The organism is Alteromonas sp. ABH2_165 (assembly GCF_056159945.1).
Genome location: NZ_JBSWWF010000011.1, coordinates 44,072 through 68,906, shown reverse-complemented (window position 1 = coordinate 68,906; position 24,835 = coordinate 44,072). Strand labels below are relative to the sequence as shown.

The following is a 24,835-nucleotide window of genomic DNA, read 5'->3' as shown; positions in this document are numbered from 1 at the left end:
TATCAACGTTTGGATATACAGAGGGCAAGTCATGAGCACCACACATTACCCCCATCTTTTCCGTCCACTGGAACTGGGCTTCACTCAGTTAAAAAACCGTATCATTATGGGGTCTATGCATACTGGGTTGGAAGAAATGCCCGGTGGACACAAACACATGGCCGCCTTCTACGCAGAACGCGCGCGCGGTGGCGTGGGGCTAATCGTGACCGGGGGCATTGGGCCTAATGAAGAAGGCTCTACTCACCCGATGACCCGACGCTTAGATTCCGATAAAGCGGTAGCACACCACAAAGAAGTCACCGATGCGGTGCATGCCGAGGGTGGGAAAATTTGTATGCAGATCCTGCATACTGGCCGCTATGCGTATTCTGAAAAGCTGGTGGCTCCTTCCGCTATCCAGGCACCTATTAATCCGTACAAGCCAAAAGCGCTTACAGAAGACGAAATAGCATCGCAGATCACTGATTTCGTATTTGCCGCCACACAGGCGCAAAAAGCGGGTTACGACGGCGTCGAAATCATGGGTTCTGAAGGGTATTTTCTGAATCAGTTTATCGCCGTGCGAACCAATCAGCGTACCGATGACTGGGGCGGCAGTTATGAAAACCGTATTCGTTTGCCTGTGGAAGTGGTTCGCCGTGTTCGTGAGGCGGTGGGAGACGCGTTTATTATTATATTCCGCCTGTCCATGCTGGATTTGGTCGAAGGCGGTTCTACCTATGATGAAGTGGTTACGCTGGGGTTAGAAATCGAAAAAGCCGGTGCCACCATTATTAATACCGGGATCGGCTGGCATGAAGCCCGTATTCCCACAATTTCAACCCGTGTTCCCCGCGCCGCGTTCACCTGGGTGACGGCGAAGTTTAAAGCCGCGCTGAACGTGCCGCTGATCACGTCGAACCGAATTAACACGCCGGAAGTTGCTGAAGAAGTGCTTGCCCGGGGCGATGCCGATATGGTGTCTATGGCGCGGCCGTTTCTGGCCGATGCGGAATTTGTCGCCAAGGCTGAACAGAATCGCAGCGATGAAATCAATACTTGTATCGGCTGTAACCAGGCCTGTCTGGATAATATCTTTAACGGCAAGCTCACCAGTTGTTTAGTCAATCCTAGAGCATGCCACGAGCTGCAACTGCAGATTGCTCCCACAGATGCGCCGCAACATATTGCCATCGTCGGCGCGGGGCCAGCCGGATTAGCCGCAGCAGTAACGGCAGCCCGCCGTGGGCATCGTGTCACCCTGTACGACAAAGCCAGCGAGATTGGCGGTCAGTTCAATATAGCGCGCCAGATCCCGGGTAAAGAAGAATTCAGTGAAACGCTACGCTACTTCAGCAAGCAGCTTGAGATTTACGGTGTAGAAGTAAAACTGGGTGTTGAAGTGACGGCTGAAATGCTGAACGACTCGTCAGCCGACAGCGTACTGCTTGCTACAGGTATTGAGCCACGGGTGCCGGACATCGACGGTATCGACCACCCCAGCGTAATGACTTACCTCGATGTGATAAAAGCGAAAAAGCCCGTGGGTAAGCAGGTTGCTATCATCGGTGCTGGTGGAATTGGTTTCGACGTGGCGGAATACCTGTCTCACGGTAAAGACTCCCCAAGTCTGAATATTCCGCTCTTCATGAAAGAATGGGGCATTGACATGACCATGACGGCTCGCGCCGGTGTGGAAGGTGTGAAACCACAGCCAGAGCCGTCGCCGCGACAGATTTTTCTGCTTCAACGTAAATCATCAAAAATTGGTGCTGGCCTTGGCAAAACCACAGGGTGGTCTCACCGGGCTAACTTGATGATGAAAGGCGTGAAAATGATCCCCGGCGTGCAGTACCAGCGCATTGACGACGACGGTATCCACTGCATTATCGATGGTGAAACAACCGTGCTTGCCGTGAATAATGTGATTGTGTGTGCCGGTCAGGAGCCTCTCCGGGCGTTGCAGGAAGGGCTGGAAAAGCCATGCTATCTGATTGGCGGCGCTGATGAAGCCCGGGAGCTTGATGCTAAGCGGGCTATTGAACAAGGTACTAAGGTGGCGGCGTCGCTGTAAATGCCTCAATAGCGAGGCTTCATTTAGCCCGCTTTTAGTTCATCGCTGTGAGCCAGCACAAAATGCGCAAGTCGTTGCAGGGCTTGTGCGCCCTCTGGCAGGCAATCTGGCCAAAGTGGAAACATGTGAAATAACCCTGGTGTGACGTGCAACGATGTTTCCACGCCAGCAAGGGCTGCTTGCCGTGCCAGCAGTAAACTGTCATCCAGTAGTACTTCAGTGGCAGCGACTTCAAGGTGCATAGCCGGCAGCTTGCTAAGGTCGCCCAGCAGCGGTGATGCGTCTGGGTGAGTCGGGTTAACATTCGGCATGATCATCGATACCAGCGCAGCATCGGCACTGTCTTCGTTCATGATGTCGGTAGTCCGTTTACGGGTAGTGCTTTTTCCCGACCGGTCGGTGTTTGGCGCCACGAGCGCAAGACAGTCAGCCTGCTGCCTGAGTGCAACACAAATCGCTAAGTGTCCGCCGGCGCTGTCACCACCTAAGTTGAGCGAGCCTGTGGTGGCAATAGTGTCTTCTGCAATAGCAACGGCATCCTCCAGCGGCGCTGGCCAGTGGTATTCGGGCGCCACTCTGTAGGCGGGTAATATAATCCTTAATCCATAACTTGCCAGTTCACGAGCCAGAGTCAGGTGGGTTTCCGGGCTGCCAAATACATAGCCGCCTCCATGGAACCAGATAAGTTCTGGGCCTACTCCAATTGCAAGACATCGAACACCGCCGCGGTCAATTTCTTCCACGTCGCTGGTGTCATGTAATCCGGCAATGTGTGCAAACGCTTTACGCATGGCTTCCGGTGAGCCTTCTACCGGCGTGCTGGTGATGAGCTTTCTGAGCTGAGTTTCATTGATTGGACGATGGCTCATGGCGTAGTCCCTGTTTTTGGATTTCATGGCGTAGATACGGGGCGTATGAGGTTTCAGTTTGACCTGTCCTGCTGAAATTGGGCCTGGTTCAATGAATGGGATCCAGCAACAGCGCGCTCTGATACTGGTCGATGCGAAACTCAAATCGCTTGAGAATATTCATGCCCAGCAGTCCTTCAGCACCGGTGAGGGTATCCTCCGGCAACACCATCAGGGTTACATTACTCAGTCTGAACGGCCCGAATTCCACTTTTTCGAGAGTAATCATGCGGGCTTCTACCCGCCCTCCGGCGGTATTCAGGGCAAACTTGCCGAGATCACGATAGTGCCCCCGCTGTCGTAGCTGACTGAAAACGTCTGAAGTTATAGTCGTTATCGACGCGCCGGTGTCCACGAGCAGTCGGGAATGACGTCCGTTGAGTTTAACCGGAGCAAGATAATGATCACCAGTCTGTTCAAGATCCATCACAAAAGCGTGTTCGGAAACAGCAGCGCCCCGGGAAGACACTGGCTTATCGTTTTCCTGCCGGGTAGCCAGTTTTTTATAAACCGATGCGCGGATGGCTTCCGCCTGGGGGTCGTCGGGCAGCACCGAAGCCAGCACATTTTCCATCAGTGTCAGCTTGTTCTGACGACCGTAAGCTTCTGCCAGCTGCATGATAAATGTGCGGTTCTGCGGCGCATACTGAAACAACGGCTCAATAAACTGGGCAAGCGTATCCCACTGACCGGCCAGACGAAGCTTGTCCAGCGCGTTATCGACAAGCGGCGGAATGATACTGCGTATTTCTCTGTCGATTTCAGCGGGTGGATTGCGCTCAAGCAGGCCATAGTAGTGAATGATGGCGTCGCTCAGCGGTTTTTCCTGTTTTACCCATTCTGCTTCCAGCATCAGCAGCTCCCAGTTGTCAGGCTCTGCCCGTAATGCAGCACTAAGCGCCGGATAAAAATTCGGGTCGTTGTCGGAAAACAATTGTCTAAGATGGGGAATTGGGCTAACAGATGCCGAAGTGGGTCGGGAATACACTGCCGCTGATGAAGGGGCGCTTGCAACAGGCTCTGTTTTTGGCTTCTTTGCCGACGACGTAAACGTCAATTCGGTGAGTTCGTTGGAAGGACGTGTCTGAGTGATAAACCATAACAGCGCCCCATTCAATGACAGAGAAACAAATAACGCACCTGTCAGCCATTTCTTCATGCGTTTACCGCGGCAGTGGTATAGATATCGCGAATCAAAGCGGGCATGCGAGCGGGCGCGCCGGTTTGCATGTTAACGCACACAAACTGTGTTCTCGCCTGGAATACTGTTTTACTGCGACGTGGGCAAACAAACTGAAACTGTCGGGTTAGGGTAATTTTGCCATCGCATTCTTTAATCCAGGTGGCGCACAAGAGCTCGTCATTCAAATGACTGGGTTGTAAATAATCCAGTTCATGACGGCGAATAACCATCCCTTTGCCCACATCCTGATAGTCGGCAAACTTAAGGCCTAAGTGATTCGAGTGGGCCCAGGCGAGCGATTCTAACCGGCTAAGATAAGCCACATTATTAACGTGATTATAATGATCGATGTGTTGCGGCTCTATCTTCCAGGTTTGCACGAAAGGCGAGGGCAGCAACCAGCTGACGGTAGTTTCACAACGTTGGGACATAAGGGATCGGGTTATCGCTTTCTAGTTCAAAGTCGGTTTGGAACAGTTGTAGCATTATTTGCTCTTCCCGGGCAATAACCGGGTCGATAAAGCTGTTCACGTCTCCCAGTTTCTTAAACGTCTCGTAGCCACGTTGCAAAAACTCATGTAACGACAATAACCCCGCTAGTTTTGCTGGACGACGAGAGAGGGATATCAGCATACCGATACCGCGAATATCAATCACGTCTGCCAATTGGTGACCCAGGTCGCGAATGATAGCTATCTGCCGTTCTCTGGCTTCCTGTTCACCTACTTGTCGGTACGCCATGGCGTATATGTCGTTATTTCGGGGCTCATCATTAAGCGACTTTCCCTCCAGCGCGCTAACCATTTTTTGGTCTAGCTCGAAGGACAATGCATTGAGTGCTAAGGCATCGTTTAGCGCATTCATGGCGGTACTGGGGAGTACCTTTGCAAGCTTGGGCACCACTCTGGCAATGTCGGCATCACGCTGGCTAAAATCTTTGGGGCCATACAATTCTTCTACGAAAAATGCCATCGCTTGTTGATAGGCGGGTTGCTGCGCCAGGTCGTTGTGGGTCACCAGCAATCGTTCGCACTGCCACTGTTGCAGTTGATGAATTGCAGGCATTTGGCCCATTTTTTCCGCGAGATTTTTAAGTGCGTTTACCCGATGTATGTGCCCGACAATGTCTTGAGTGGCCGCCAAAATAGTCCCCTGTTAGTTTCACTCAATGTGGATAAGCATACCATACGTGGGGAACAGTGATTTGTCTCACCATTTGGCGGAACGTGTGGCTTTTGGTACTATTCGCCACCTTTCAGTCACCCGGTTACTATCAGGATATATGCAGCAGATATTTGTCGCCAATGCTCAAGCGAACAACACGGTTTCCACGCTTGATGAAGATTTCGACCCACAGGTCGATGAACTCATTGCGTTGTTCGACAATACCTTCGCCGACACCTTCAATACTCGCCTGATCCGCGGTGAAGATGAGCCGATATATCTGCCTGCAGATAAAGACACGCCTTACCACCGAATCGTATTTGCCCATGGTTTTTTTTCCAGTGCCCTGCACGAAATTGCCCATTGGTGTATCGCGGGGGAAAAGCGCCGCTTACTGGAAGATTATGGTTATTGGTACTGTCCCGATGGACGGGACGAGTCTCAGCAGAAAGCGTTTGAACTGGTGGAAATTAAACCCCAGGCCGTGGAATGGGCGCTAACGTTAAGTGCGGGGCGCCGTTTTCGCGTGAGCACCGACAACCTGAATGGCGCAGAGCCTGATCGTGAAGGGTTCACCGAGGCGGTCTATGCGCAGCTTTGTCAGTACGCCGAAACCGGTTTCCCGCCACGGGCAGTGACTTTGATGAAAGCGTTACAATTGCACTTTAACACCGCCCCCTTTAACGCAGAATTGGTGAGGAACTTACGATGAGTAAACACTTTCGCCTTGGCGTTTTAATAAATCCTTACGCCGGTATTGGCGGTGCATTGGCACTTAAAGGAAGCGACGGCAAGGAAATCCGTGAGCAAGCGTTGTCAGCCGGTGCAGAGAAACTTGCTGGCGCTAAAATGGCCCGTGCGCTGAAGCTTGTGGAGCCACTTGCCGAACATGTGCAAGTGGTAACGGCAGCAGGTGAAATGGGCGAAGATATTTGTCAGCAGGCCGGACTTCGCACCACCGTGGTGTTCACACCGGAAAATCCACAAACAGAAGCCGAAGACACCGAAGCCGCGGTGAATGCGATACTGGCATCGGGTATCGACCTGCTGTTGTTTGCCGGTGGTGATGGCACCGCACGCAATGTGTGTGGTATTGCGCAGCAGCGAGTACCAGTGCTTGGTGTGCCAGCAGGCTGTAAAATCCATTCCGGCGTTTATGCGGTTACCCCAGTGGCGGCGGGGGAAGTGGTGGCGATGATGGTGCGTGGTGAACTAGTAAGCGAAACCGACGCAGAAGTCCGCGACATCGATGAAGATGCCTTTCGAAACGGCAAAGTATTGGCTAAACATTTTGGTGAAATGCGGGTGCCAGATGCACTGACCTATGTACAGGCGGTGAAAATGGGCGGCAAAGAAAGCGATGAGTTAGTCCTTGAAGATATTGCCGCAGAAGTCAGTGAAATGATGGATGACGAGCCAGAAACCTGTTTCGTCATGGGCTCAGGGTCCACCGTTGCCTACATCATGGAAAGACTCGGTCTGAATAATACGCTGCTAGGAGTGGATATCGTCAAAGGCGGCGCGCTTGTGGCTTCGGACGTTACGGCTTCGCAACTTCTTTCACTCACTGACGGTGAGTCGGTAAAACTGGTGATCACCGTGATTGGCGGGCAAGGCCACATATTTGGCCGCGGCAATCAGCAGCTATCACCGGCATTTCTGCGCAAAATGAGCAAAGAAAACATGCTGATTTGTGCCACAAAAACGAAACTACAGTCATTGGAAGGGCGCCCGCTGCGTCTTGATACCGGCGACGGTGAACTCGACAGCAGTCTTGCAGGATATTTCTCTGTGATCACCGGTTACCGAGATAAAGTACTTTATCCAGCAGAATGACTTATCAGCGAATTTTATAACAGGAGCAAAAATGCAGTATCCGGCAGCGGCTTCCACCGCGTTTATTGAACAAATCGGACAAATTGAACAAGCACTAGACGGTGTGGTAGACCATGGTGACGATGATGAACTGTTCATTGCCAGTTATTTGCAAGGGCATTTTGCTGTCATCGCCCGGCAGCAGGAAATGGAATCAGACGCAACGTTGTCATCGTTAGATGATGCGATGCAAGGTAGCCTTCAGGCTGCGTTCGACAATAAAGAACTGGACGATGGCGATCAGGAAAAAGTCTTAGCCTTATGGCAACGCTTGCTACACCAATCTCAATCGGCCAACTAACGTCTTTAATTATCCGAAAGCGGCAGGGCCTTGCCGCTTTCGTTATCTTTTTCTTATCGGTATTTCCTTCATCAATAATGGCAAAACGTCATTTTCTGCGTATTTCTAGCGTCATGTCTCTAACCTAGCTTTATGGTACGAATATTGCGAACAGTCGGATAAGAACGTCGTCTCTGACAGGTATTTGACTATGAAGGTAATCCCTCATGCCCGCCGGCTTACTATGCTGGCAGCATTATCAGCCCTATTGCTAGGTGGTTGCGCCAGTGAAAACAGTGCCACCGTGCTGCAGGAAGAAAATATGGCCGTGCCGGCATTGGGCAACATGGAATACCACACCTACATACTGGCAAATGAACTGTTTGCTAACCTCCGTCCATCGCGGCAGGCCAAGTACGCCGTTGTGGGTTTCGTGCCTGCTGATTCAATGGAATACAACCCGAATAATCAAGATCCGCTGATGATGCTGAGTCATCAACTGGAAGAAGGGTTAATCACGGAAGCCACAAAACGGGGCTATACCACTCAAGAGTTCAAACTCACGGACGATATAATAATGGGAGAGCGTGCAGACCGCGTGCTAACCCGTGATGTTGATTTATTGCCAGGCATTGAGCGGGTCGATTTTTATATCACCGGCACGGTGATCCGCCAACAATCAGGCGCCATGGTAAATGCCCGGGTTATCAACGCGCGCACCAAAGATGTTGTTGCAGCCGCCACCCGTTTTTTCCCGGAAGGTCTATTCTGGGATGAAGAAAAGGTGACCACCCGAAATGGGCGGCTGTACAGAAACGAAGATAAGGGGTAACACCAATGACTTTCCGCCGTAACCTCACCGCCACTGCGGTGCTGCTTTCCTGTTTGTCAGGCTGTTCCTTGCTAAGCGATGAACAAACCGAAACTGCAGAAAATACTCCGTCACTGCCGGTGATGAATGTCATTGATGTGCGCGCCGAAGATCGCGCGCCTTCACCCGCGGCCAATGAAGCCGACGCAGACAGCACAGACAGCTTCGGCGCGGTAGGGCAGCCACAGCTTTATAGCAGTGTGCAGGGCGCCTATCAGGGCCGGCCGCTCACTCATCATGTCGGGGATTATGTCCGCAATATGGCCCAGGATCTGGTGTCTAATATGGAGTACGTCAGCAACAAAACCCCCGTTGCAGTGACTAACTTTGCACTGCTGGATTCAGACTTGCAGCATACCAATTTACTGGGTCACCAGATGGCGGAATCGTTTATGCACGAACTGCATAAATACCGCATTCCAGTCGTGGATTTCAAAGCCACAGACTACATTCGCGTGACTGACGACGGCGATTTTCTGCTGAGTCGGGATTACCTTGATTTAAGCAGCAGCCTGCCAGTGGACTATGTGTTAACTGGCACCATGGCCAAACACCAGGGGGGCGTGCTGGTTAATGCGCGTATTCTTGGGATTGAAAGCCGCGCGGTAGTAGCTTCTGCCCAGTTACTAATTCCATTCTATGTAGTGGATGCCCTTATCCCGAGCGATAGCAACGGGAAAAGTGGTATTCGAGATGGCGTTAAACTAACCCGAGGATAAGCCGTGTCTCGTTCGATTTGTTCGCAATCACTTTCGCTGGCTTGTCTCGTGACTGTTTCGGTGATGTCTGGCTGTACTGCTTTGGATAACCAGTACCACGCGTTTACCGACAAACATGAGCACGATCCCGAACTCATGAAGGCTGATGATGCCACTCAAGGTGAAGGAATGCCTGAGGCTGGGCTTGTAGCGCAGGATAAACAGGCAGAAACCCAGCGTGAACCTGTTAAATACGCTCCCATAGACGGCATAGCGCTTAAAGCAACCACCAGTCAGGCGATTAACACATCAACGCCAGCTAAAACGGGGGACTGGGAGTATCATCCCGATTCTCGTGACGAATACCTGGCTGCGCAAGAGGCTTCCACAGAAACCACCACAGGCCGAGTGTGGCAAGACCCGCTCATTACCGGTTATCAACCCGATAGTACACACAAAGCGTTAAACGATTACGCCGCTCAACTGGCAATGAAATTAATGCGTTCTGCAAAAACGCTGAGCACTAATGATTTAATTGGTGTAGCCAGTTTTGTGAGATTAAATACCAGTCTACAAGACACCACCATAATGGGAAATCAATTGTCGGAGTTATTGATTGCAGAACTGCAAGGCGCGGGTATGAGTATCGTCGACTTTAAAATGGCCGGCGGACTAACGGTTACTCCTCATGGCGATTTGGCAATGACTCGCAATGGTGAAGCCCTTTCAAGACAAATGGAAATGGACCATATTCTCACGGGAACGTTAATTGAAGAGCCCCGTGGCGTGCGTGTTAATGCGCGAATTGTGTCGGTAAAAACCGGTCGCGTAGTGGGCAGTTCTACATTAGTAGTGCCAGCGTTTATGGTAGCAAGACTGAACAATCACTAAGGGTAAATAAGATCTTTGACCGTGTGAGTGTAATCGGGTAGTATGATTTTTGAGCGAAATGGTTGATTTTGACAAGTAAATCAATCCAAATGCATTATATTATTTGATAAATTCAGGATAAGGGATATTCTGTATAACGCTTGCTGCCCTGGGCCTGGATGGCATTGTGTTATACCATCTCCATAATGCTATTGATGGTTCAGGGCGCTTCCCCTCGAATACAATTTCTAATCATGAAGCGTTGCGGCGCTACAGCTTGAAGTAATTTCTCAGGCATCGGCATTGGCTGATGCAGTAATTGCGATGCTAAAACCTGCGCCATCAGTGGTGCCGTGGTTAATCCTCTTGAACCTAATCCGGTTAAAGTAAAAATTCTGCCTTCAGGCAATTCAGCCTGTCCGTCTATGGGTTTGCCGTTGGTGAGATCCTGATAACGTTCCCAAAGCACGTTTACTCTCGTGAGCTGACCACTGGCAGGTTGATGATCCGGTAGCGACAGGCGCACAGATGCGCGGGCATCGCCATCATGCTCCAGTTCACTTATCCAGCTTTCGTTACTTAGCGCCTTCTGGTGGGTTGCCAAATTAGTCTGGGTGTCGGCTTCACGTACATCCGTTGCGGTATCGCCTTTGCCATACGTAGAGCCCAGCGCATGACGACTATCCATTTGAGGGGTCATGTAACCTTTGTGGCAAAGTACGGTGTTGAGTTGGTTAATAGGCGCTTGGGTTGCTATTGCTTCCACCTGCCCGCGCACAGGGCGTAATGGCAACGCATTCATCGTGTCAATCAATACGCTACCGGCGCCAGTCGCCATAATGATGCGGTCGAAGGTGTGGCTCTCGCCGTTCACAGAAAACGTGACGCCTGTGGATGTCTCGCTGATGTTGCAGACTTTCGCATTTAGGTGCAGTGCCACTTTATCACCGCATGCCTTAATCAAGGCGTGTACCAAATCCGGCGGGCTTAGCCAACCGCCGAGGGAAATGAATAAGCCGTTGTCAGACAAGGGTAACCCAGAAATAGAAGTGGCTTCTTCGGCACTTACGGGGCGAACAAGTTCATCAGGCCATACTTCACCATCGGCCAGTTTTTGTTGACGATCTATCACCGCATCACTGAATCCCAGTTGCAGCACTCCGCACCATTGATGACGATAATCATTTGCCGGTAAGGCATTGTAATAGCGCCTGGCGTACAGAAAACTGTGTGCCTGAATTTGACTGGCAATACTGGCTTCACTATGAAGCTGCGGATAAAATCCTCCCTGACGATTTCCCGAGGCTCCGGTAGCCAGAGTTTCATCGGCGCAAAAAACGCTCGAGGCCACGCCTTGCTCTGCCAGGGCATGGGCAAACGTGGCTGCGGCCAAACCACCGCCCACAATCGCGATTCGTTCACCATCTCCTAGTGACGCATTGTTATAGCGGGAGTAGGGCGGCGCAGGTTGTTTGCCTTTTTCACTGTCAAAATAGCCCGCTAGCATGTCTCGCTTACGGCCGAAACCTTTTCGCTTTTCCACCACGAAGCCAGCATCTCTCAGGCCTCGTTTAACAATGCCTGCTGCGGTAAAAGTGCCAAACGTGCCACCTTGGCGGGTTAATCTCGTCATTTGCGAAAACAGCGCATCGGTCCACATCTCCGGGTTCTTACTTGGTGCAAACCCGTCGAGGAACCACGCATCAATCAAACCGCTACGAGGACAATGCCATTGGGGGAGCAGTTCATGTACGTCGCCCATCCACAAATCCAGCGTGCAGGAAAAGTCACTGAAATGCATGCGGTGACACCCTTGCAAAGCAATGGGGTACTGCTCGGTCAATGCATCGGCTGCCTGAGTTAATGCTGGGAAGGCGTTTAATGCCTGCCGCAGGTCTGCTTTTTTCAGTGGGAATTTTTCAGTGGTGAGTATAAAAAGGTGTTTTAGCGGGTGCGCGGGGTTGGCGTCGCGGAACTGCTTGAAAGCCTGCATGGCAACCAGACAATTCAAACCTGTGCCAAATCCGGTTTCTGCAATGACAAAGTCTCGGCGATTATGTGACTGCCAGCGCTCACTCAGATCATTGCCTCCGATAAAGACATGCAGGGTTTCGTCGATACCGCTGTCGTTAGAAAAATAAACATCATCAAAGTGATCGGCGACTGGGGTGCCGCTATCATTGAAATGGACCTGAGCTGACTGGGATTTCATCAAACAAAATTCATGCATACAAACGTTGGGGCGATGATACCTTGCATGCTACATTGAAAAAAGGTTTCGCTAAGTTCCTCGATTAAAAGCTGAACGTTTGCCACATTCAGCACTCGAAGCCTGTGAATATGCGTTCCCGGTATGGCCGGGAACAGATTTGGTTCTGCTCATAATAATGGTTAACTAAAAAGAGCAGACCAGTTTACCGACGAAAATCGTTACCATATGCCCCATCAAAATAAAGGGTTAGTTATGAGAAGAGCAGTTATTACCGGTCTGGGCATCGTATCCAGCATCGGTGTAAATCAGGATGAAGTACTGGCATCGCTGAAAGCGGGCAAGTCTGGTATCACTTTTTCTGAACAGTTTGCCGAAATGGGCCTGCGTAGCCAGGTTTGGGGTAAGCCGGATATCGAGCTGTCCGAACATATTGACCGTAAAGCAATGCGCTTTATGGGTGACGCCGCTGCATTCGCTTATGTCGCAATGCAGCAGGCTATTGCAGACTCAGGTCTGGAAGAGAAAGATATTTCAAATGAACGTACCGGTATCATTGCTGGCTCGGGCGGTGCATCGTCACTGAACCAAGTGTTGTCGGCAGATATTCTGCGTGAAAAAGGCGTAAAACGCGTAGGACCATACATGGTGCCACGCTGCATGGCGTCAACAGTTTCAGCCTGTCTGGCAACGCCGTTCAAAATTAAAGGTGTAAACTACTCAATCGCTTCTGCCTGTGCGACCAGCGCACACTGTATCGGCAATGCGTTAGAGCTTATTCAGTTAGGCAAGCAAGACGTGGTATTTGCTGGTGGCGGTGAAGAACTTCACTGGTCGCTGTCGAGCCAGTTCGACGCCATGGGCGCGCTGTCTTCTAAGTTTAACGACAATCCTTCTGTTGCTTCTCGTACCTACGATGCGAATCGTGACGGCTTTGTTAGCTCTGGTGGTGGCGGTATGGTTGTGGTTGAAGAACTGGAACATGCTCTGGCACGTGGCGCAACGATCTACGGTGAAGTTGTTGGTTACGGTGCAACCTCAGACGGGTACGACATGGTAGCGCCATCTGGTGAAGGCGCGGTGCGTTGTATGAAGATGGCTATGCAGAACGTTGAAGGCGGAATCGACTACCTCAACACCCACGGTACATCAACACCAGTAGGTGATGTGAAAGAACTGGCTGCAATTCAAGAAGTATTTGGTCAGTCAGGTGTGCCTATCAGTGCGACTAAGTCTCTGACCGGTCACGCCCTGGGTGCCGCTGGTGTTAACGAAGCGATTTACAGCCTGCTGATGATGAAGCATAACTTCATTGCGCCATCTATTAACGTAGAACAGTTGGACGAAGCGGCTGCTGGCCTGGATATCGTGACTTCACCCCGTGAAGCGGTACTGAATACGGTAATGTCAAACAGCTTCGGCTTTGGCGGTACCAATGCAACACTGGTAATGCAGCGCTACAACGGCTAATACGCAATTGCCGTGGCTGTGATGCAGCCTTGATAAAACGCCCGTTCCGGCTCTGTCGGCGCGGGCGTTTTGTTTAATCTATTCGATTCCAGTATCATACCGCCCCCCGGACAAAACGGCTGAACACTGACACATGATTCGCATCTTTTTTGAAGAAAGTATCCCTCAAGGCGAAGCGTATTTTTCTACGCTTGGCGACGCCACGTCATTTAATGGTCCTTCGTTAGCGCCAGAGCAACTCGGTGATGTAGATTATCTGGCGGTGCGCTCTACCACGGCGGTAACTCCGTCTCTGCTGGCAAAAGCCGACAAGTTGAAGTTGGTTACCACCGCTACGGCCGGTACCAATCATATGGATAAATCTGCATTGGATGCAGTCGGTATTGCATGGCGATCAGCCGGTGGTTGTAATGCCGTGGCTGTGGCTGAGTACGTGGTGAGTGCACTTATGAGCGCCTATCAAGATAAGCAGCTCAACCTCAGTCGCATAACCGTAGGCATTGTCGGTGCGGGTCACGTGGGAACGGCACTTGCCGAGCGTCTGCATGCGCTGAATATTGCCTACAAACTTTGCGATCCGCCATTGCAACAAGCCGGCGATCACCGCCATTTTGTAGCTATGGATGAAATCATGGCGTGTGATGTGATTACCCTGCATGTTCCATTTGTGAAAGCCGGGGAGCATGCTACGGGTCATTTGTTAGATGCAAAGCGTATTGCCGCGCTTAAACCGAACCAGTTGTTGATTAACGCCTGCCGTGGTGAAGTGGTAGATGAAGCCGCTTTGCTACATCGTCTCGGGCAACCTGACGCACCTACAGTGGTGCTCGATGTGTTTTTCAGTGAGCCGGAAATTAATCAGGCGCTGTTACCGTTGGTGTGGCTGACGACACCGCACATTGCCGGGCATTCTGTGGAAGGTAAACTGCGCGGTACGCAGATGGCGTATGAGCAGGTTTGTGAAGCTATGAACGTGTCGCCGACACTTGCCATGGATAACTTCCTTGAAATACCGGAAGCGTTGCCATTTGCGCCATCAGACCGCACTGCAGAAGCGTTGGACTGGGACAGTTTGGCAACATTATTGTTAAGTATTTACGACATCAGAAAAGATGATCAACTGTTCAGGCACGATACCTCCCGAGACGGTTTTTTGCATATGCGCAAGCACTATCCAGTAAGACGGGAATGCGGCTCCCATTTTCTTCGTATTCCAGCACCGGTATCCGAGGGGATTGTTGAGCAATTGTCGGGTTTAGGATTTCAATTTAATTTTGTACGCTGAAATGGCGATAGCCATTTTCAGTGACAACAGAGTAAGTAAGAGGACAGAACATGTCACAGGTTTTTGATGTAGCCGTACTGGGCGCAACGGGGTTAGTTGGCCAGGCGATGATTGAAATGCTCGAAGAGCGAAAATTCCCCATAGGCACGCTGTACGCGCTGGCCAGTGAACGTTCTGCCGGCAGCACAATTAATTTCAAAGGCGAAGAAATTGAAGTGCAAAACGTGGATGACTTCGACTGGACGTTGGTGCAGTTTGGTTTCTTCTCTGCTGGTGGGGATGTCTCGGCCCGTATCGCGCCAATAGCTGCTGAAGCGGGATGTATTGTTATCGACAATACCTCGCACTTCCGCTACGAACCCGATGTACCGCTAGTTGTACCTGAAGTGAATCCGCAGGCGCTGGCTGATTTTCGTAATCGCAACATCATCGCTAACCCAAACTGCTCAACCATTCAGATGATGGTGGCACTGAAGCCAGTTCATGATGTGGCTGGTATCGAGCGCATTAACGTGTGTACTTATCAGTCGGTATCGGGTGGTGGCAAGAAAGCCATGGAAGAACTGGCACTCCAAACGGCCAATCTGCTGAATACCCGTCCTATCACGCCGGAAGCCTTCAGCCGCCAGATCGCATTTAACGCCATACCGCAAATCGATGCCTTCATGGACAACGACTACACCAAAGAAGAAATGAAAATGGTGTGGGAAACCCAGAAAATCCTGGGTGACAGTGACGTGTTGGTCAATGCCACGGCAGTGCGCGTGCCGGTATTTTATGGCCACGGAGAAGCCATTCATTTAGAAACACGTATGCCAGTAGATGCGCTGCAGGTGAAGCAGTTGCTTGCCGATGCCCCTGGCGTGAAGGTGTACGATGCCCGTGAAGAATTTCCGACTCAGGTAAGCAGTGCCAGCGGCAACGACTGGGTGCACGTAGGGCGCATTCGCGATGATATTTCTCACCCCAACGGACTGAACCTGTGGGTGGTATCGGACAATGTGCGCAAAGGTGCTGCCACTAACAGCGTGCAAATTGCTGAAACCCTTATAAAAGACTACCTGTAAGTCAAACCGGCGCAGGGGTAAACTTCTGCGCCGGCCTGCCGATAACCTTTCTAAAGCAAATTAACGTGTCTGCACTGAAATTTGCGTTTTTCTAGATAGTTACCGTTAACTGGTTTATAGTTTTGGTAACTGTTAAGTGCAAATTATCATCATGGATTGAAGTTTGCATAAAATTGTGAATCTACAGGAATATTTCTGATAGTGACGGTTTTCTGACTCGCCAGTCGGACTGGCACGTTACGAGCAAACGAGCTCTGACATTATAAGAATAACAGGCAGCGGTGTGCCGGCTTGTCCGTGTACTGGTTACACCACCTGGCCTGGCCAACTGGAATATCTCTTCCGGTGTACGCTTGAGGGCATATAGGAACGCTATGAAATCGCATGTTACGGGCTTGCTAATTTTTTTATTGTTACTGGCAGCCGCGCCGGGATTCAGTGACGCGCAGGAACGGCAAATGCCGATCCGTGGGCCAAAAAATGCCACCAGTCAGTATTCCGGCAATGTGTATGGCCCCATCGATGATAACGATACGCTGTGGCGTATTGCCAACCGCTACAAACAAAACAAGAACCTCTCTGTCTACCAGGTGATGATTGGGATTTATGAACTTAATCCCGATGCCTTCGAACAGCAAAATCTCAATCTGCTGGTAAATGGCGCCATGCTGCAATTACCATCAGAGCGTTATATTGCCCGCATCGACCCTGAGCGCGCGAAAATGCGTGCCGAGCAAGATGACGACAATTTTGCCCGCATGGAAAATCGCCCGGGCAGCAGTACGAATAACATCAAACCGCCGGTACCACTGGTTAATCAAGAAGACCTCACCACCACCCGCAGTGCGATTGAAGATAAGATCACCCGCCTTGACAGTCAGCAAACTGAGCAGTTTGATGAGCTTCGTCAACAATTTGCAGCCTCCCTCGATAGTGTGCAGGCGATTCTGGATGAAAACCGCAAGCTGTACGATCGTGTCGAACAAGTGAATGAAGATCTGGCCTCTTTGCGAAATCAGGTCGAAGGTGATGTTCAGAGTAAAATGGACACGCAAACCAGCCAATTGATGCAAGTGCTGGACATGATGAAGCAGGAACAAGCCGAAAGACAGGCTGAAAAAGATGCTTCGTTCATGAATACCCTGATGCAACCCATGTCGTTGATCATTGGTTCAGGCGTACTTACCTTGTTGCTAGTGGGCGGTTTAGTTGCCTGGTTCTTAAAGCGTGGCAAGAAAAACAACGATGTGGAACCGGTGCAACCTGTTGCCCAGGTTTCGCCTGCGGATACCGCACCTGTTGCCGCGGCAGCCGCTTCAGCTGCCATCATTCCTGATCTGGATGACACGCCAGAATTGTCCGACGATGAGCTTTTCAATGATGATGAACTCCTCGATGACGTGCTCTCTAACGAATTGGAAGAGTCGCTCGATGACGATTTAGAGAGTTTTGCCGATCTTGACGATGACATGCTGGTGCCTGAAGAGGACTTTGCGTTTGAAGACGGAAATTCCGAATTAGGGCAGGACGAACTCGACAGCCTGTTTGACGATGATTTGTTAGCCGATGATTCGTTGGTGCCAGAAACCGATGAAATGGATGGCATCGACTTATCCGGCGATGAAGAAACACCTGAACCGCAAACTGAAGAAACGCAAACCGAAGCCCCTGAACCCGAAGCGACGTCTGATGTTGTCAGTGATGACGACATCGATGCATTGCTGGCAGGAAACGCGCCTGAGTCTGACGAACCTGCTGCAAGTGCGGACGACGATGATTTCGACGTAGATGCGTTGCTAGACGCCAATGCAGCTGATTTGGGTGATGGTGAAAATGAAGCCGGAGAAAGCGCTCAGGCGGATGCCATTGTTGAAGAAGATCAGATGGTTGACCCTGACGATACTCTCTCTGAATTCAGTGCCGCGACTGCCGATGAAGACGAAAAACCTGAAATAGACATTGATGATCTTCTAGAGGATAACCAGCCAGGTCAAGACATTACCTCATCCGATGGCAGCGTAGATGAGGAAATGCTCGAAAAGCTTGATCGCGAAATCAACGATCAGAATCAGGAGCTCGACCGTCTCACAGACAACATTATCAACGAGATGGATCAGCTCGACCAGATGGCTGACATGTTAGGTGACGATGAGGCTTCCGAAGAGGAAATTGAAACGCAGACTACACCGTCGCCTCAGGCCATCCAGGATTTAGACGCCTTTAGCGAAGATTTGGACGAAATCGATGTTGAGGATATGGAAAATGCGGATGAATTCACCGATCCACTTTCAGACGAATTAATTTCGGAATTACAAGGTGAGACCGCAGAAGAGGACGGGTTAACTGACCTCGATGACTCTGACGAAGTTACTAACGACCTTTCAGACGACCTCTCAGACGAACTATTAGCTGAATTAGAAGATGACGAAATGGACTCGTTGTCTGACGAACTGCTCGCTGAACTTGAAGCCGAAGAATCAGCGGCGGATGACATCAACGCCGACACGGATGCGCTGGAATCCAGCGACGATGAAGAAGATTTCAACGCCGAGCTTGACGATGATCTTACTAACGAACTATTGGCAGAACTCGAAGGCGATACAGACGATTTAGACACCGATGAAACTGATGAAGTCGAGTTCGATGAAGATGAACTTGGTAGTGATACCGAAGCGCTCGCTGTAGAAACGGATGAATCTGAAAGTGATTCGGTAGCGGATTCCGATGAAGATGAAGCGCTAGCTGAAGACACATCATTAGATGCAGATGCATTGATGGCGGAAATTGAAGCCGCAGCGGAAGAGCCTACCGCGACACCAGAAAATGACGTTGAACCAGAGGATGAGCTCGACGCACTGGCATCTGAAGCGCCTGAAGAGAAACAAGATGAATTGGTAGCCGAAGAGGTTGATTCGCCGGTTACCGAGGAGAATACTGACTACGAAGCCGAAGCCGAAGCCGAAGCCGAAGCCGAAGCCGAAGCCGAAGCCGAAGCCGAAGCCGAAGCCGAAGCCGAAGCCGAAGCCGAAGCCGAAGCCGAAGCCGAAGCCGAAGCCGAAGCCGAAGCCGAAGACCGTTTCGACGCCGCTCCAGCGCTTGAAGAAGATGAAGCGTTTGCCGAAGTGGAAGAGCAAGTTGAGCCGGAGATAGAACCAGAGCTAGAGCTTGAGCAAGAACCTGAGCTAGCGCCCGAGGCAGAATCAGAGCAGGAATCAGAGCTAGCGCCTGAGGCAGAGCCAGAATTAAAGCCAGAACAGGCCGACACGGAAGATGCAGAAGAAGCTGAGCAAAGTGACGATGTCACACCGCCATCGGCAGACATGCCTCAAGCCGCCGATAGTGAATATGAACATTATCAGCCCGAAGAAGTGGATGCGTTGGCTGATGAGTTGTTGGCCGAACTCGAAGGGCGCGGCGAACATGAAACGGATGATACGGCCCAAGCCGAACCTGTCTCACAACCCAGTTCACTGGAAGATTTACTTGAGCCTGTAGCAGACGCTGATGACACTGCTGCAGAGCCAGAGCCAGAGCCAGAGCCAGAGCCAGAGCCAGAAGTTGAAGCTTCAGCGGCCGATCCGCTGGACGAGGCGTTAGCAGAATTCGACCGTCAAATGATGGACGATATTCCTTCTTTCGCCAGCATGGATGCCGACACGCCTTCTGCGACTGCGTCTGAATCAGACTTTGACGATAGCATTCTCGAAAACGTTGACGACTATGAATTAGAACAGGAAGTTGATGGCGAAATTCCACCCGTTAAAACCGCAACCGAATTTAACGAGCTGGAAGACTTACCGGGCCTTGATGACTGGTTAACGCAAGACAACAGTGAAGATCACAAACTGTTAGACGAACTGGATCAGACTGATTTTGACGAATTGCTTGGCGGCATCGGCGCTGACGCAGACAGTGAGCCTGCTGCTGAAGACGACATCGCAATTGAAAAACCGGATATGTCGCTGGGTAATCCTGATTTGGATTTAGCAGCATTACTCAACGATCCTGACTCAGTCGCAGACACTGCTGAACCTGAAACGGAAGCCGTTGACAGCTCACCGCAAACATCATCAACAGAAGAAACCCCGCTTGCTGAAAGTGACATTGAGACGCTTGGCGGCAACGATGAAGAAGATTTCCTCGATGTGGACTCGCTGATAAACGATGGTTTTGACGAGAACACCATTGATGACAACGCGCCATTGGACTTAGATGTCAGTCTGTCTGATTTTACCGGTGTGAGTGATGACGACGACGTTATCGACATCGATAAAGACGCCGGCCAGAGTGCGAACCTGGATTTGGCACGGGTGTATGTCGAAATGGACGATGTTCAGGCAGCCAAAGAACTGCTTCAGGAAGTGGTTGAGAAGGGCAGTGATGAACAGAAAGAGGAAGCGCAAGGCATTCTTTCTGCACTGGGTTAAAATCTCCCGCGCGTCTTGCATCTGGCAGGGCGCCTGACTACACTTAGCCGATTTTTTACAAGAGGCAGAGTTACATGGCAAGAATAGCCCTGGGCGTCGAGTACGATGGCGCCGCACACTTCGGCTGGCAGCGTCAGCAGAAATTACCGAGTGTGCAGGGATATCTGGAGAAAGCGCTCTCCGCTGTCGCCAATACAACCATTGATGTGCAGTGTGCCGGTCGCACCGATGCAGGCGTGCATGCTACCGGGCAGGTGGTGCATTTTGATTTTGATGGTGAGCGTCCTGATCGCGCCTGGACCATGGGCGTAAACACCAATCTGCCAGATTCTATTGCTGTGCGTTGGGTAAAGAACGTCAGCGATGATTTTCACGCACGTTTTTCCGCCTCACACCGCCGTTATCGTTATGTCATTTACAATGCCACGTTACGCCCGGCCATCTTGCTAAACGGCGTTACCCATGAATATCAGCCATTAGATGCCGCGCTCATGCATGAGGCTGCTCAGGCTGTTATCGGTGAACAGGATTTTACGTCCTTCCGCGCGTCTCATTGCCAGTCTAATACCCCATTTAGAAACGTAACGGATGTTTCTGTGTACCGGCAGGGGGCTTATGTCATTGTCGATATTCGTGCGAACGCATTCTTGCATCATATGGTGCGCAATATTGTGGGCTCGCTGATTAAAGTAGGTTGCGGTGAGCAACCGGTTAGTTGGATAGCTGAATTACTGGCAGTGAAGGATCGCACCAAGGCGGCTGCCACCGCGAAACCGAACGGACTATACTTGGTGGATGTGACCTATCCGGAAACCTTCGACTTGCCGCGCAAGCCGTTAGGACCGCTGTTTCTGCCAGAAAGCTGAAAGCCGTGTGAACTGTCGGTGAACAGGCTGACTTCTTAGACCAGTTTTACTTTTTACTGTTTACCGATATGTGGTCTAATAGGCGGCTATATCGATTTTTTCAAATACTGTGCTCCAATAAATAAACACGGTTACAGACAACAGTTAACCACCAACTAAGCATGGTTACAGATAACAAAGGATTTTCCTTACTATGAGCTGGATTCAAAAAATTCTGCCTAAAACTCAGACATCAACCAAAGGTAACGTACCTGAAGGTGTCTGGACAAAATGTACCAGCTGCCAGGCTGTGCTTTATAAACAGGAACTGGAAAAGCTGTTAGAGGTATGTCCTAAGTGTGACAACCACATGCGCATTAACGCCCGTAAGCGTATCGATTCTTTCCTCGACGCGGGCGACCGTAAAGAATTAGGTGGTGATTTAGAACCGCAAGATCTGCTGAAGTTTAAAGACTCCAAGCGTTATAAAGATCGCATCACTGCGGCGCAAAAGAGCACTAACGAAAAAGACGCATTAATCGTGATGCAGGGCAAGCTGAAAGGTATGCCTGTCGTGGTTGCGTCTTTTGAATTCGCATTTATGGGCGGCTCTATGGCTTCGGTGGTAGGCGCGCGTTTTGTTGCTGCGGTTAATGCCTGTCTTGAGCACAACATGCCATTGATTTGTTTCTCTGCTTCTGGCGGTGCCCGCATGCAAGAAGCGCTAATGTCTTTAATGCAAATGGCTAAAACGTCTGCTGCATTGGCGAAAATGAGTGAAAAAGGCCTGCCTTACATTTCGGTTCTGACCGACCCAACCATGGGCGGTGTATCAGCCAGTTTGGCCATGCTGGGCGACGTCAATGTCGCTGAGCCAAAAGCACTTATCGGTTTTGCGGGTCCTCGCGTTATCGAGCAAACAGTACGTGAAACCCTGCCGGAAGGCTTCCAGCGCAGTGAATTCCTGCTGGAAAAGGGTGCCATCGACATGATTGTTGACCGTCGTAAAATGCGTGATAAATTACACGGCCTGTTAGAAAAGATGCACCGTCCAAACTAAGTGAACAATCAATCATCTCCTTTTACTGCGTCAGAGCACGATTCTCTGACGCAGTGGCTCTCTCATCTCGAGTCAATTCACCCGACATCCATTGACATGGGGCTGACCCGGGTTAAACAAGTCGCTGACAATCTTTCTCTTCAATTTCCCGACCAAACTGTTATCACCGTTGCCGGTACCAATGGCAAGGGCACCACGTGTCGTTTTATCGAGCAAGCCTGTCTGCTACAGGGAAAAACCACCGGCGTCTATTCCTCTCCGCATTTGTTAGATTATCGCGAGCGCGTGCGTATTAATGGTGATGTTGAAGCTGAATCAGCCTACTGCATCGCTTTTGCGGAAATAGAACAAGCCCGTGGCGACATTACACTGACCTATTTTGAGTTCGGCACACTCGCCGCCATGTTAATGATGCGCAAAGCAAACGTGGACGTGGTGATACTTGAAGTGGGCTTGGGGGGACGTCTTGATGCCACCAATATCATCGAGCCGGATTTAGCGGTTATTACTACCATTGGCCTCGATCACATGGATTGGCTGGGCGATACCCGTGAACTTATTGCCGTGGAGAAAGCCGGTATCATGCGCGATAACGGCATTGCAGTGGTAGGCGACCTCGAGCCTCCGGCAACCCTCGATGAATATGTAACGCAGCACAAAGTGAATACCTGGTGGGCAAAGCGGAACTTTTGTGTGGAAACCAACGTCGAAAACTGGCGTTGGCATTGTGACGAAGTCATCACCGACTGGCTGCCTATGCCACGCATTCCGCTGCAAAATACCGCAACGGCACTGGCTGCACTCAAGCGATTGAATTGGCTCCCCACTGCTGAACAACTCAAACAGTTGGTCGAAACGGTAAATGTACCAGGCCGACGTCAGCAAATTGCCAGTCAACCGGATGTACTGGTAGACGTGGCACACAACCCTCAGTCTTGCGCCCTCATGCGCGATTGGGCTGACAAAGGGTTAAACGGTGAATTGCATATTGTTGTGGGTATGTTAGCGGACAAATCTTTAGCCGCGACACTTGATGAACTGGCAACTGTGAAAGCCAAATGGTACCTTGGTAATACCAGTGGCCCCCGTGGACTCAGCGGTGAAACCCTGATGTCGCACCTCCAGCCACAACAAAAATTACATGCCGCCGCTTTCAGTTCAGTTTCTGATGCTTATCAAGCAGCCAGAGAGCAGGCAGGGCAGAATGATCGCATCCTGGTGTTCGGTTCTTTTCTTACCGTTGCGGATGTATTAACGTTTCACAGGGACAGAAGTATCCAATAGGAGTTAATCGTGACCTCGGCGCTATCCAACCGGCTGGTCGGCACAGTGATTGTAGTTGCTCTGGCAGTCATTTTTTTGCCGGATTTTCTTGATAGAAAAAAAGAAACTAATAACGATGCATTCGTGAGCGTGCCGGCAACTCCAGCGAAGAAGCCTATTGTGAATCCGGAACCTTTCCCAACAGAGCGTGTAGCTGGCGTAACCCAGCGGCCGCTTGAAGTGGTAGACGAACCCGCAGTCGACGATTCGCAAACGCAGACCGCGGCGCCGGCTGAAGCCGCCAAAACTCAGGTTGAAGATAAGCTCGCAAGCCAGACCGTGGTAGAAAAGCCTTCGGCTGAACCACAAGATGGCAGTTGGGTTGTTCAACTGGGCAGTTTCAGACATCAAAAGAACGTAGGGCAACTGCTGGAAAAACTTGAGAAAGCGGGTTACCGCGCGTTCAGCCGCCCAATCGAAACACGTTCTGGTCCGCTTACGAAAGTATTTGTCGGGCCAGACATAAACAAAGACAAGTTACAAAAGGCATTGCCGCATCTTCAGGATATCACGGGGCTCAAAGGCAAGGTCGCACCGTTTAAGGTGGACTGATCCCGTATTGACTGTCGACGTTCTGGCCTTGGCAATACCCTCTGTGTGCGGAAACTTTTCTTACCATAACGGCAGCTTATAAAAAATATCGGGCAGATTTCGCATTGGTAATCTTTTAGGCTTCTGTTAGAATGCGCGCCATCTCGCAGCAAGGCTGATTTACTGCGTGTTCAACGACAGACGGATAACATAACGCTTCATGAATTGGGTCGACTTTTCCATTCTCGGTATTATCGTGGTTTCTGCCCTGATAAGTGTGATGCGTGGCTTCGTGAAAGAAGCCATCTCCCTGGTAGTCTGGTTCGGTGCACTGTTTATTGCCAGTGAATTTCATGCCGATCTTGCTGTCTATTTTTCGCAAATTGAAGATCCAACGCTGCGCAATGGCGCGGCGATAGTGGTGTTGTTTATCGTAACCCTGGTGCTTGGTGGTATGTTCAATCATGTCGTCGGACAACTGGTTCAGGCGTCGGGATTATCCGGCACCGACCGTGCGCTAGGTGCGATTTTTGGCGCTTTACGTGGCGCACTGATAGTAAGCGCACTATTGTTCTTTATGGATACATTTACTGATGCGGCGAATACCGGGTGGTGGGGACAATCACTGCTCATTCCGGAATTCGGTGTCATTATTGAGTGGTTTTTCACCTTTGTGAAAGACGGCTCCAGTTTTCTAAAAACCGCTTGATATA

At 50.7% G+C, this 24,835-nt stretch carries 21 protein-coding genes; 16 read left to right on the top strand and 5 right to left on the bottom strand.

Annotated features, from left to right (window positions below; all coding sequences use genetic code 11):
* Positions 1 to 31: 31 nt before the first annotated feature.
* Entirely contained in the window at positions 32 to 2,056 is a 2,025-nt protein-coding gene (locus ACXAFQ_RS19245) for an FAD-dependent oxidoreductase (protein ID WP_474825004.1), read from the top strand.
* A 23-nt stretch (positions 2,057 to 2,079) separates the two neighbouring features.
* Here the strand turns inward: ACXAFQ_RS19245 and ACXAFQ_RS19240 are convergent, their stop codons facing one another.
* The 4 genes from ACXAFQ_RS19240 to ACXAFQ_RS19225 form a co-directional block, all read right to left on the bottom strand.
* A complete protein-coding gene (locus ACXAFQ_RS19240; protein ID WP_474825003.1) occupies positions 2,080 to 2,925 on the bottom strand; it encodes an alpha/beta hydrolase in 846 nt (281 codons plus the stop codon).
* A gap of 88 nt (positions 2,926 to 3,013) precedes the next feature.
* Entirely contained in the window at positions 3,014 to 4,123 is a 1,110-nt protein-coding gene (locus tag ACXAFQ_RS19235) for a retropepsin-like aspartic protease family protein (protein WP_474825002.1), read from the bottom strand.
* The gene (locus ACXAFQ_RS19230; RefSeq protein WP_474825001.1) at positions 4,120 to 4,578 is read right to left on the bottom strand and encodes an acyl-CoA thioesterase; all 459 of its coding nucleotides are present in this window, start codon (positions 4,576 to 4,578) and stop codon (positions 4,120 to 4,122) included. The genes ACXAFQ_RS19235 and ACXAFQ_RS19230 overlap by 4 nt, the downstream gene beginning before the upstream one ends.
* Positions 4,562 to 5,290 carry an FFLEELY motif protein gene (locus tag ACXAFQ_RS19225; protein ID WP_474825000.1) on the bottom strand — a complete coding sequence of 243 codons (729 nt, stop codon included), beginning with the start codon at positions 5,288 to 5,290 and terminating at the stop codon, positions 4,562 to 4,564. The genes ACXAFQ_RS19230 and ACXAFQ_RS19225 overlap by 17 nt, the downstream gene beginning before the upstream one ends.
* A 139-nt stretch (positions 5,291 to 5,429) precedes the next feature.
* Here ACXAFQ_RS19225 and ACXAFQ_RS19220 point away from each other — a divergent pair, with 139 nt between their 5' ends.
* From ACXAFQ_RS19220 to ACXAFQ_RS19195, 6 genes are all read left to right on the top strand, one after another.
* Positions 5,430 to 6,023 (top strand): elongation factor P hydroxylase, encoded by a 594-nt coding sequence (locus ACXAFQ_RS19220; RefSeq protein WP_474825070.1) that lies wholly within the window; start codon positions 5,430 to 5,432, stop codon positions 6,021 to 6,023.
* On the top strand, positions 6,020 to 7,147 hold the full coding sequence (locus ACXAFQ_RS19215; protein WP_474824999.1) for an ATP-NAD kinase family protein: 1,128 nt from the start codon (positions 6,020 to 6,022) through the stop codon (positions 7,145 to 7,147). Before ACXAFQ_RS19220 ends, ACXAFQ_RS19215 begins: the two co-directional genes overlap by 4 nt.
* A 31-nt stretch (positions 7,148 to 7,178) precedes the next feature.
* Positions 7,179 to 7,487 (top strand): YfcL family protein, encoded by a 309-nt coding sequence (locus ACXAFQ_RS19210; RefSeq protein WP_474824998.1) that lies wholly within the window; start codon positions 7,179 to 7,181, stop codon positions 7,485 to 7,487.
* Between the two features lie 190 nt (positions 7,488 to 7,677).
* The gene (locus ACXAFQ_RS19205; RefSeq protein WP_474824997.1) at positions 7,678 to 8,298 is read left to right on the top strand and encodes a FlgO family outer membrane protein; all 621 of its coding nucleotides are present in this window, start codon (positions 7,678 to 7,680) and stop codon (positions 8,296 to 8,298) included.
* A 5-nt stretch (positions 8,299 to 8,303) separates the two neighbouring features.
* Positions 8,304 to 9,056 carry a FlgO family outer membrane protein gene (locus ACXAFQ_RS19200; RefSeq protein ID WP_070125378.1) on the top strand — a complete coding sequence of 251 codons (753 nt, stop codon included), beginning with the start codon at positions 8,304 to 8,306 and terminating at the stop codon, positions 9,054 to 9,056.
* Positions 9,057 to 9,059: 3 nt separating this feature from the next.
* Positions 9,060 to 9,926: a FlgO family outer membrane protein gene (locus tag ACXAFQ_RS19195; protein WP_474824996.1), complete on the top strand. Its 867-nt coding sequence runs from the start codon at positions 9,060 to 9,062 to the stop codon at positions 9,924 to 9,926.
* A gap of 199 nt (positions 9,927 to 10,125) precedes the next feature.
* On the opposite strand, the gene mnmC is transcribed toward ACXAFQ_RS19195, so the two are convergent.
* Positions 10,126 to 12,117, bottom strand: coding sequence for a bifunctional tRNA (5-methylaminomethyl-2-thiouridine)(34)-methyltransferase MnmC2/FAD-dependent 5-carboxymethylaminomethyl-2-thiouridine(34) oxidoreductase MnmC1 (mnmC, locus tag ACXAFQ_RS19190; protein ID WP_474824995.1), 1,992 nt, complete (start codon positions 12,115 to 12,117; stop codon positions 10,126 to 10,128).
* Positions 12,118 to 12,369: 252 nt separating this feature from the next.
* Here mnmC and fabB point away from each other — a divergent pair, with 252 nt between their 5' ends.
* The 9 genes from fabB to ACXAFQ_RS19145 all read left to right on the top strand — a co-directional run bounded on the left by fabB (position 12,370) and on the right by ACXAFQ_RS19145 (position 24,831).
* A complete protein-coding gene (fabB, locus tag ACXAFQ_RS19185) occupies positions 12,370 to 13,584 on the top strand; it encodes a beta-ketoacyl-ACP synthase I (RefSeq protein WP_474824994.1) in 1,215 nt (404 codons plus the stop codon).
* Between the two features lie 133 nt (positions 13,585 to 13,717).
* Positions 13,718 to 14,869 (top strand): 4-phosphoerythronate dehydrogenase, encoded by a 1,152-nt coding sequence (locus tag ACXAFQ_RS19180; RefSeq protein WP_474824993.1) that lies wholly within the window; start codon positions 13,718 to 13,720, stop codon positions 14,867 to 14,869.
* Between the two features lie 50 nt (positions 14,870 to 14,919).
* Entirely contained in the window at positions 14,920 to 15,936 is a 1,017-nt protein-coding gene (locus ACXAFQ_RS19175; RefSeq protein WP_474824992.1) for an aspartate-semialdehyde dehydrogenase, read from the top strand.
* Positions 15,937 to 16,310: 374 nt separating this feature from the next.
* Complete coding sequence (locus tag ACXAFQ_RS19170) at positions 16,311 to 20,363, top strand: FimV/HubP family polar landmark protein (protein ID WP_474824991.1); 4,053 nt, start codon at positions 16,311 to 16,313, stop codon at positions 20,361 to 20,363.
* Between the two features lie 74 nt (positions 20,364 to 20,437).
* A complete protein-coding gene (gene truA, locus ACXAFQ_RS19165) occupies positions 20,438 to 21,229 on the top strand; it encodes a tRNA pseudouridine(38-40) synthase TruA (RefSeq protein ID WP_474824990.1) in 792 nt (263 codons plus the stop codon).
* Positions 21,230 to 21,422: 193 nt separating this feature from the next.
* Entirely contained in the window at positions 21,423 to 22,268 is an 846-nt protein-coding gene (gene accD, locus ACXAFQ_RS19160; RefSeq protein ID WP_474824989.1) for an acetyl-CoA carboxylase, carboxyltransferase subunit beta, read from the top strand.
* A complete protein-coding gene (gene folC, locus ACXAFQ_RS19155; protein ID WP_474824988.1) occupies positions 22,269 to 23,552 on the top strand; it encodes a bifunctional tetrahydrofolate synthase/dihydrofolate synthase in 1,284 nt (427 codons plus the stop codon).
* A 9-nt stretch (positions 23,553 to 23,561) separates the two neighbouring features.
* Positions 23,562 to 24,143, top strand: coding sequence for an SPOR domain-containing protein (locus ACXAFQ_RS19150; protein ID WP_474824987.1), 582 nt, complete (start codon positions 23,562 to 23,564; stop codon positions 24,141 to 24,143).
* A gap of 199 nt (positions 24,144 to 24,342) precedes the next feature.
* Positions 24,343 to 24,831, top strand: coding sequence for a CvpA family protein (locus tag ACXAFQ_RS19145; RefSeq protein WP_474824986.1), 489 nt, complete (start codon positions 24,343 to 24,345; stop codon positions 24,829 to 24,831).
* The last annotated feature ends 4 nt before the right edge of the window (positions 24,832 to 24,835 follow it).

Excerpts from the sequence above, each read along its gene's own strand:
- ACXAFQ_RS19200 (WP_070125378.1), top strand. The coding sequence starts at position 8,304 with ATGACTTTCCGCCGTAACCTCACCGCCACTGCGGTGCTGCTTTCCTGT.
- ACXAFQ_RS19235 (WP_474825002.1), bottom strand. The coding sequence starts at position 4,123 with ATGAAGAAATGGCTGACAGGTGCGTTATTTGTTTCTCTGTCATTGAAT.
- fabB (WP_474824994.1), top strand. The coding sequence starts at position 12,370 with ATGAGAAGAGCAGTTATTACCGGTCTGGGCATCGTATCCAGCATCGGT.
- ACXAFQ_RS19230 (WP_474825001.1), bottom strand. The coding sequence starts at position 4,578 with ATGTCCCAACGTTGTGAAACTACCGTCAGCTGGTTGCTGCCCTCGCCT.
- ACXAFQ_RS19245 (WP_474825004.1), top strand. The coding sequence starts at position 32 with ATGAGCACCACACATTACCCCCATCTTTTCCGTCCACTGGAACTGGGC.
- accD (WP_474824989.1), top strand. The coding sequence starts at position 21,423 with ATGAGCTGGATTCAAAAAATTCTGCCTAAAACTCAGACATCAACCAAA.
- mnmC (WP_474824995.1), bottom strand. The coding sequence starts at position 12,117 with ATGAAATCCCAGTCAGCTCAGGTCCATTTCAATGATAGCGGCACCCCA.
- ACXAFQ_RS19205 (WP_474824997.1), top strand. The coding sequence starts at position 7,678 with ATGAAGGTAATCCCTCATGCCCGCCGGCTTACTATGCTGGCAGCATTA.
- ACXAFQ_RS19210 (WP_474824998.1), top strand. The coding sequence starts at position 7,179 with ATGCAGTATCCGGCAGCGGCTTCCACCGCGTTTATTGAACAAATCGGA.
- ACXAFQ_RS19180 (WP_474824993.1), top strand. The coding sequence starts at position 13,718 with ATGATTCGCATCTTTTTTGAAGAAAGTATCCCTCAAGGCGAAGCGTAT.
- ACXAFQ_RS19175 (WP_474824992.1), top strand. The coding sequence starts at position 14,920 with ATGTCACAGGTTTTTGATGTAGCCGTACTGGGCGCAACGGGGTTAGTT.
- ACXAFQ_RS19220 (WP_474825070.1), top strand. The coding sequence starts at position 5,430 with ATGCAGCAGATATTTGTCGCCAATGCTCAAGCGAACAACACGGTTTCC.
- ACXAFQ_RS19240 (WP_474825003.1), bottom strand. The coding sequence starts at position 2,925 with ATGAGCCATCGTCCAATCAATGAAACTCAGCTCAGAAAGCTCATCACC.
- ACXAFQ_RS19170 (WP_474824991.1), top strand. The coding sequence starts at position 16,311 with ATGAAATCGCATGTTACGGGCTTGCTAATTTTTTTATTGTTACTGGCA.
- truA (WP_474824990.1), top strand. The coding sequence starts at position 20,438 with ATGGCAAGAATAGCCCTGGGCGTCGAGTACGATGGCGCCGCACACTTC.
- ACXAFQ_RS19145 (WP_474824986.1), top strand. The coding sequence starts at position 24,343 with ATGAATTGGGTCGACTTTTCCATTCTCGGTATTATCGTGGTTTCTGCC.
- ACXAFQ_RS19215 (WP_474824999.1), top strand. The coding sequence starts at position 6,020 with ATGAGTAAACACTTTCGCCTTGGCGTTTTAATAAATCCTTACGCCGGT.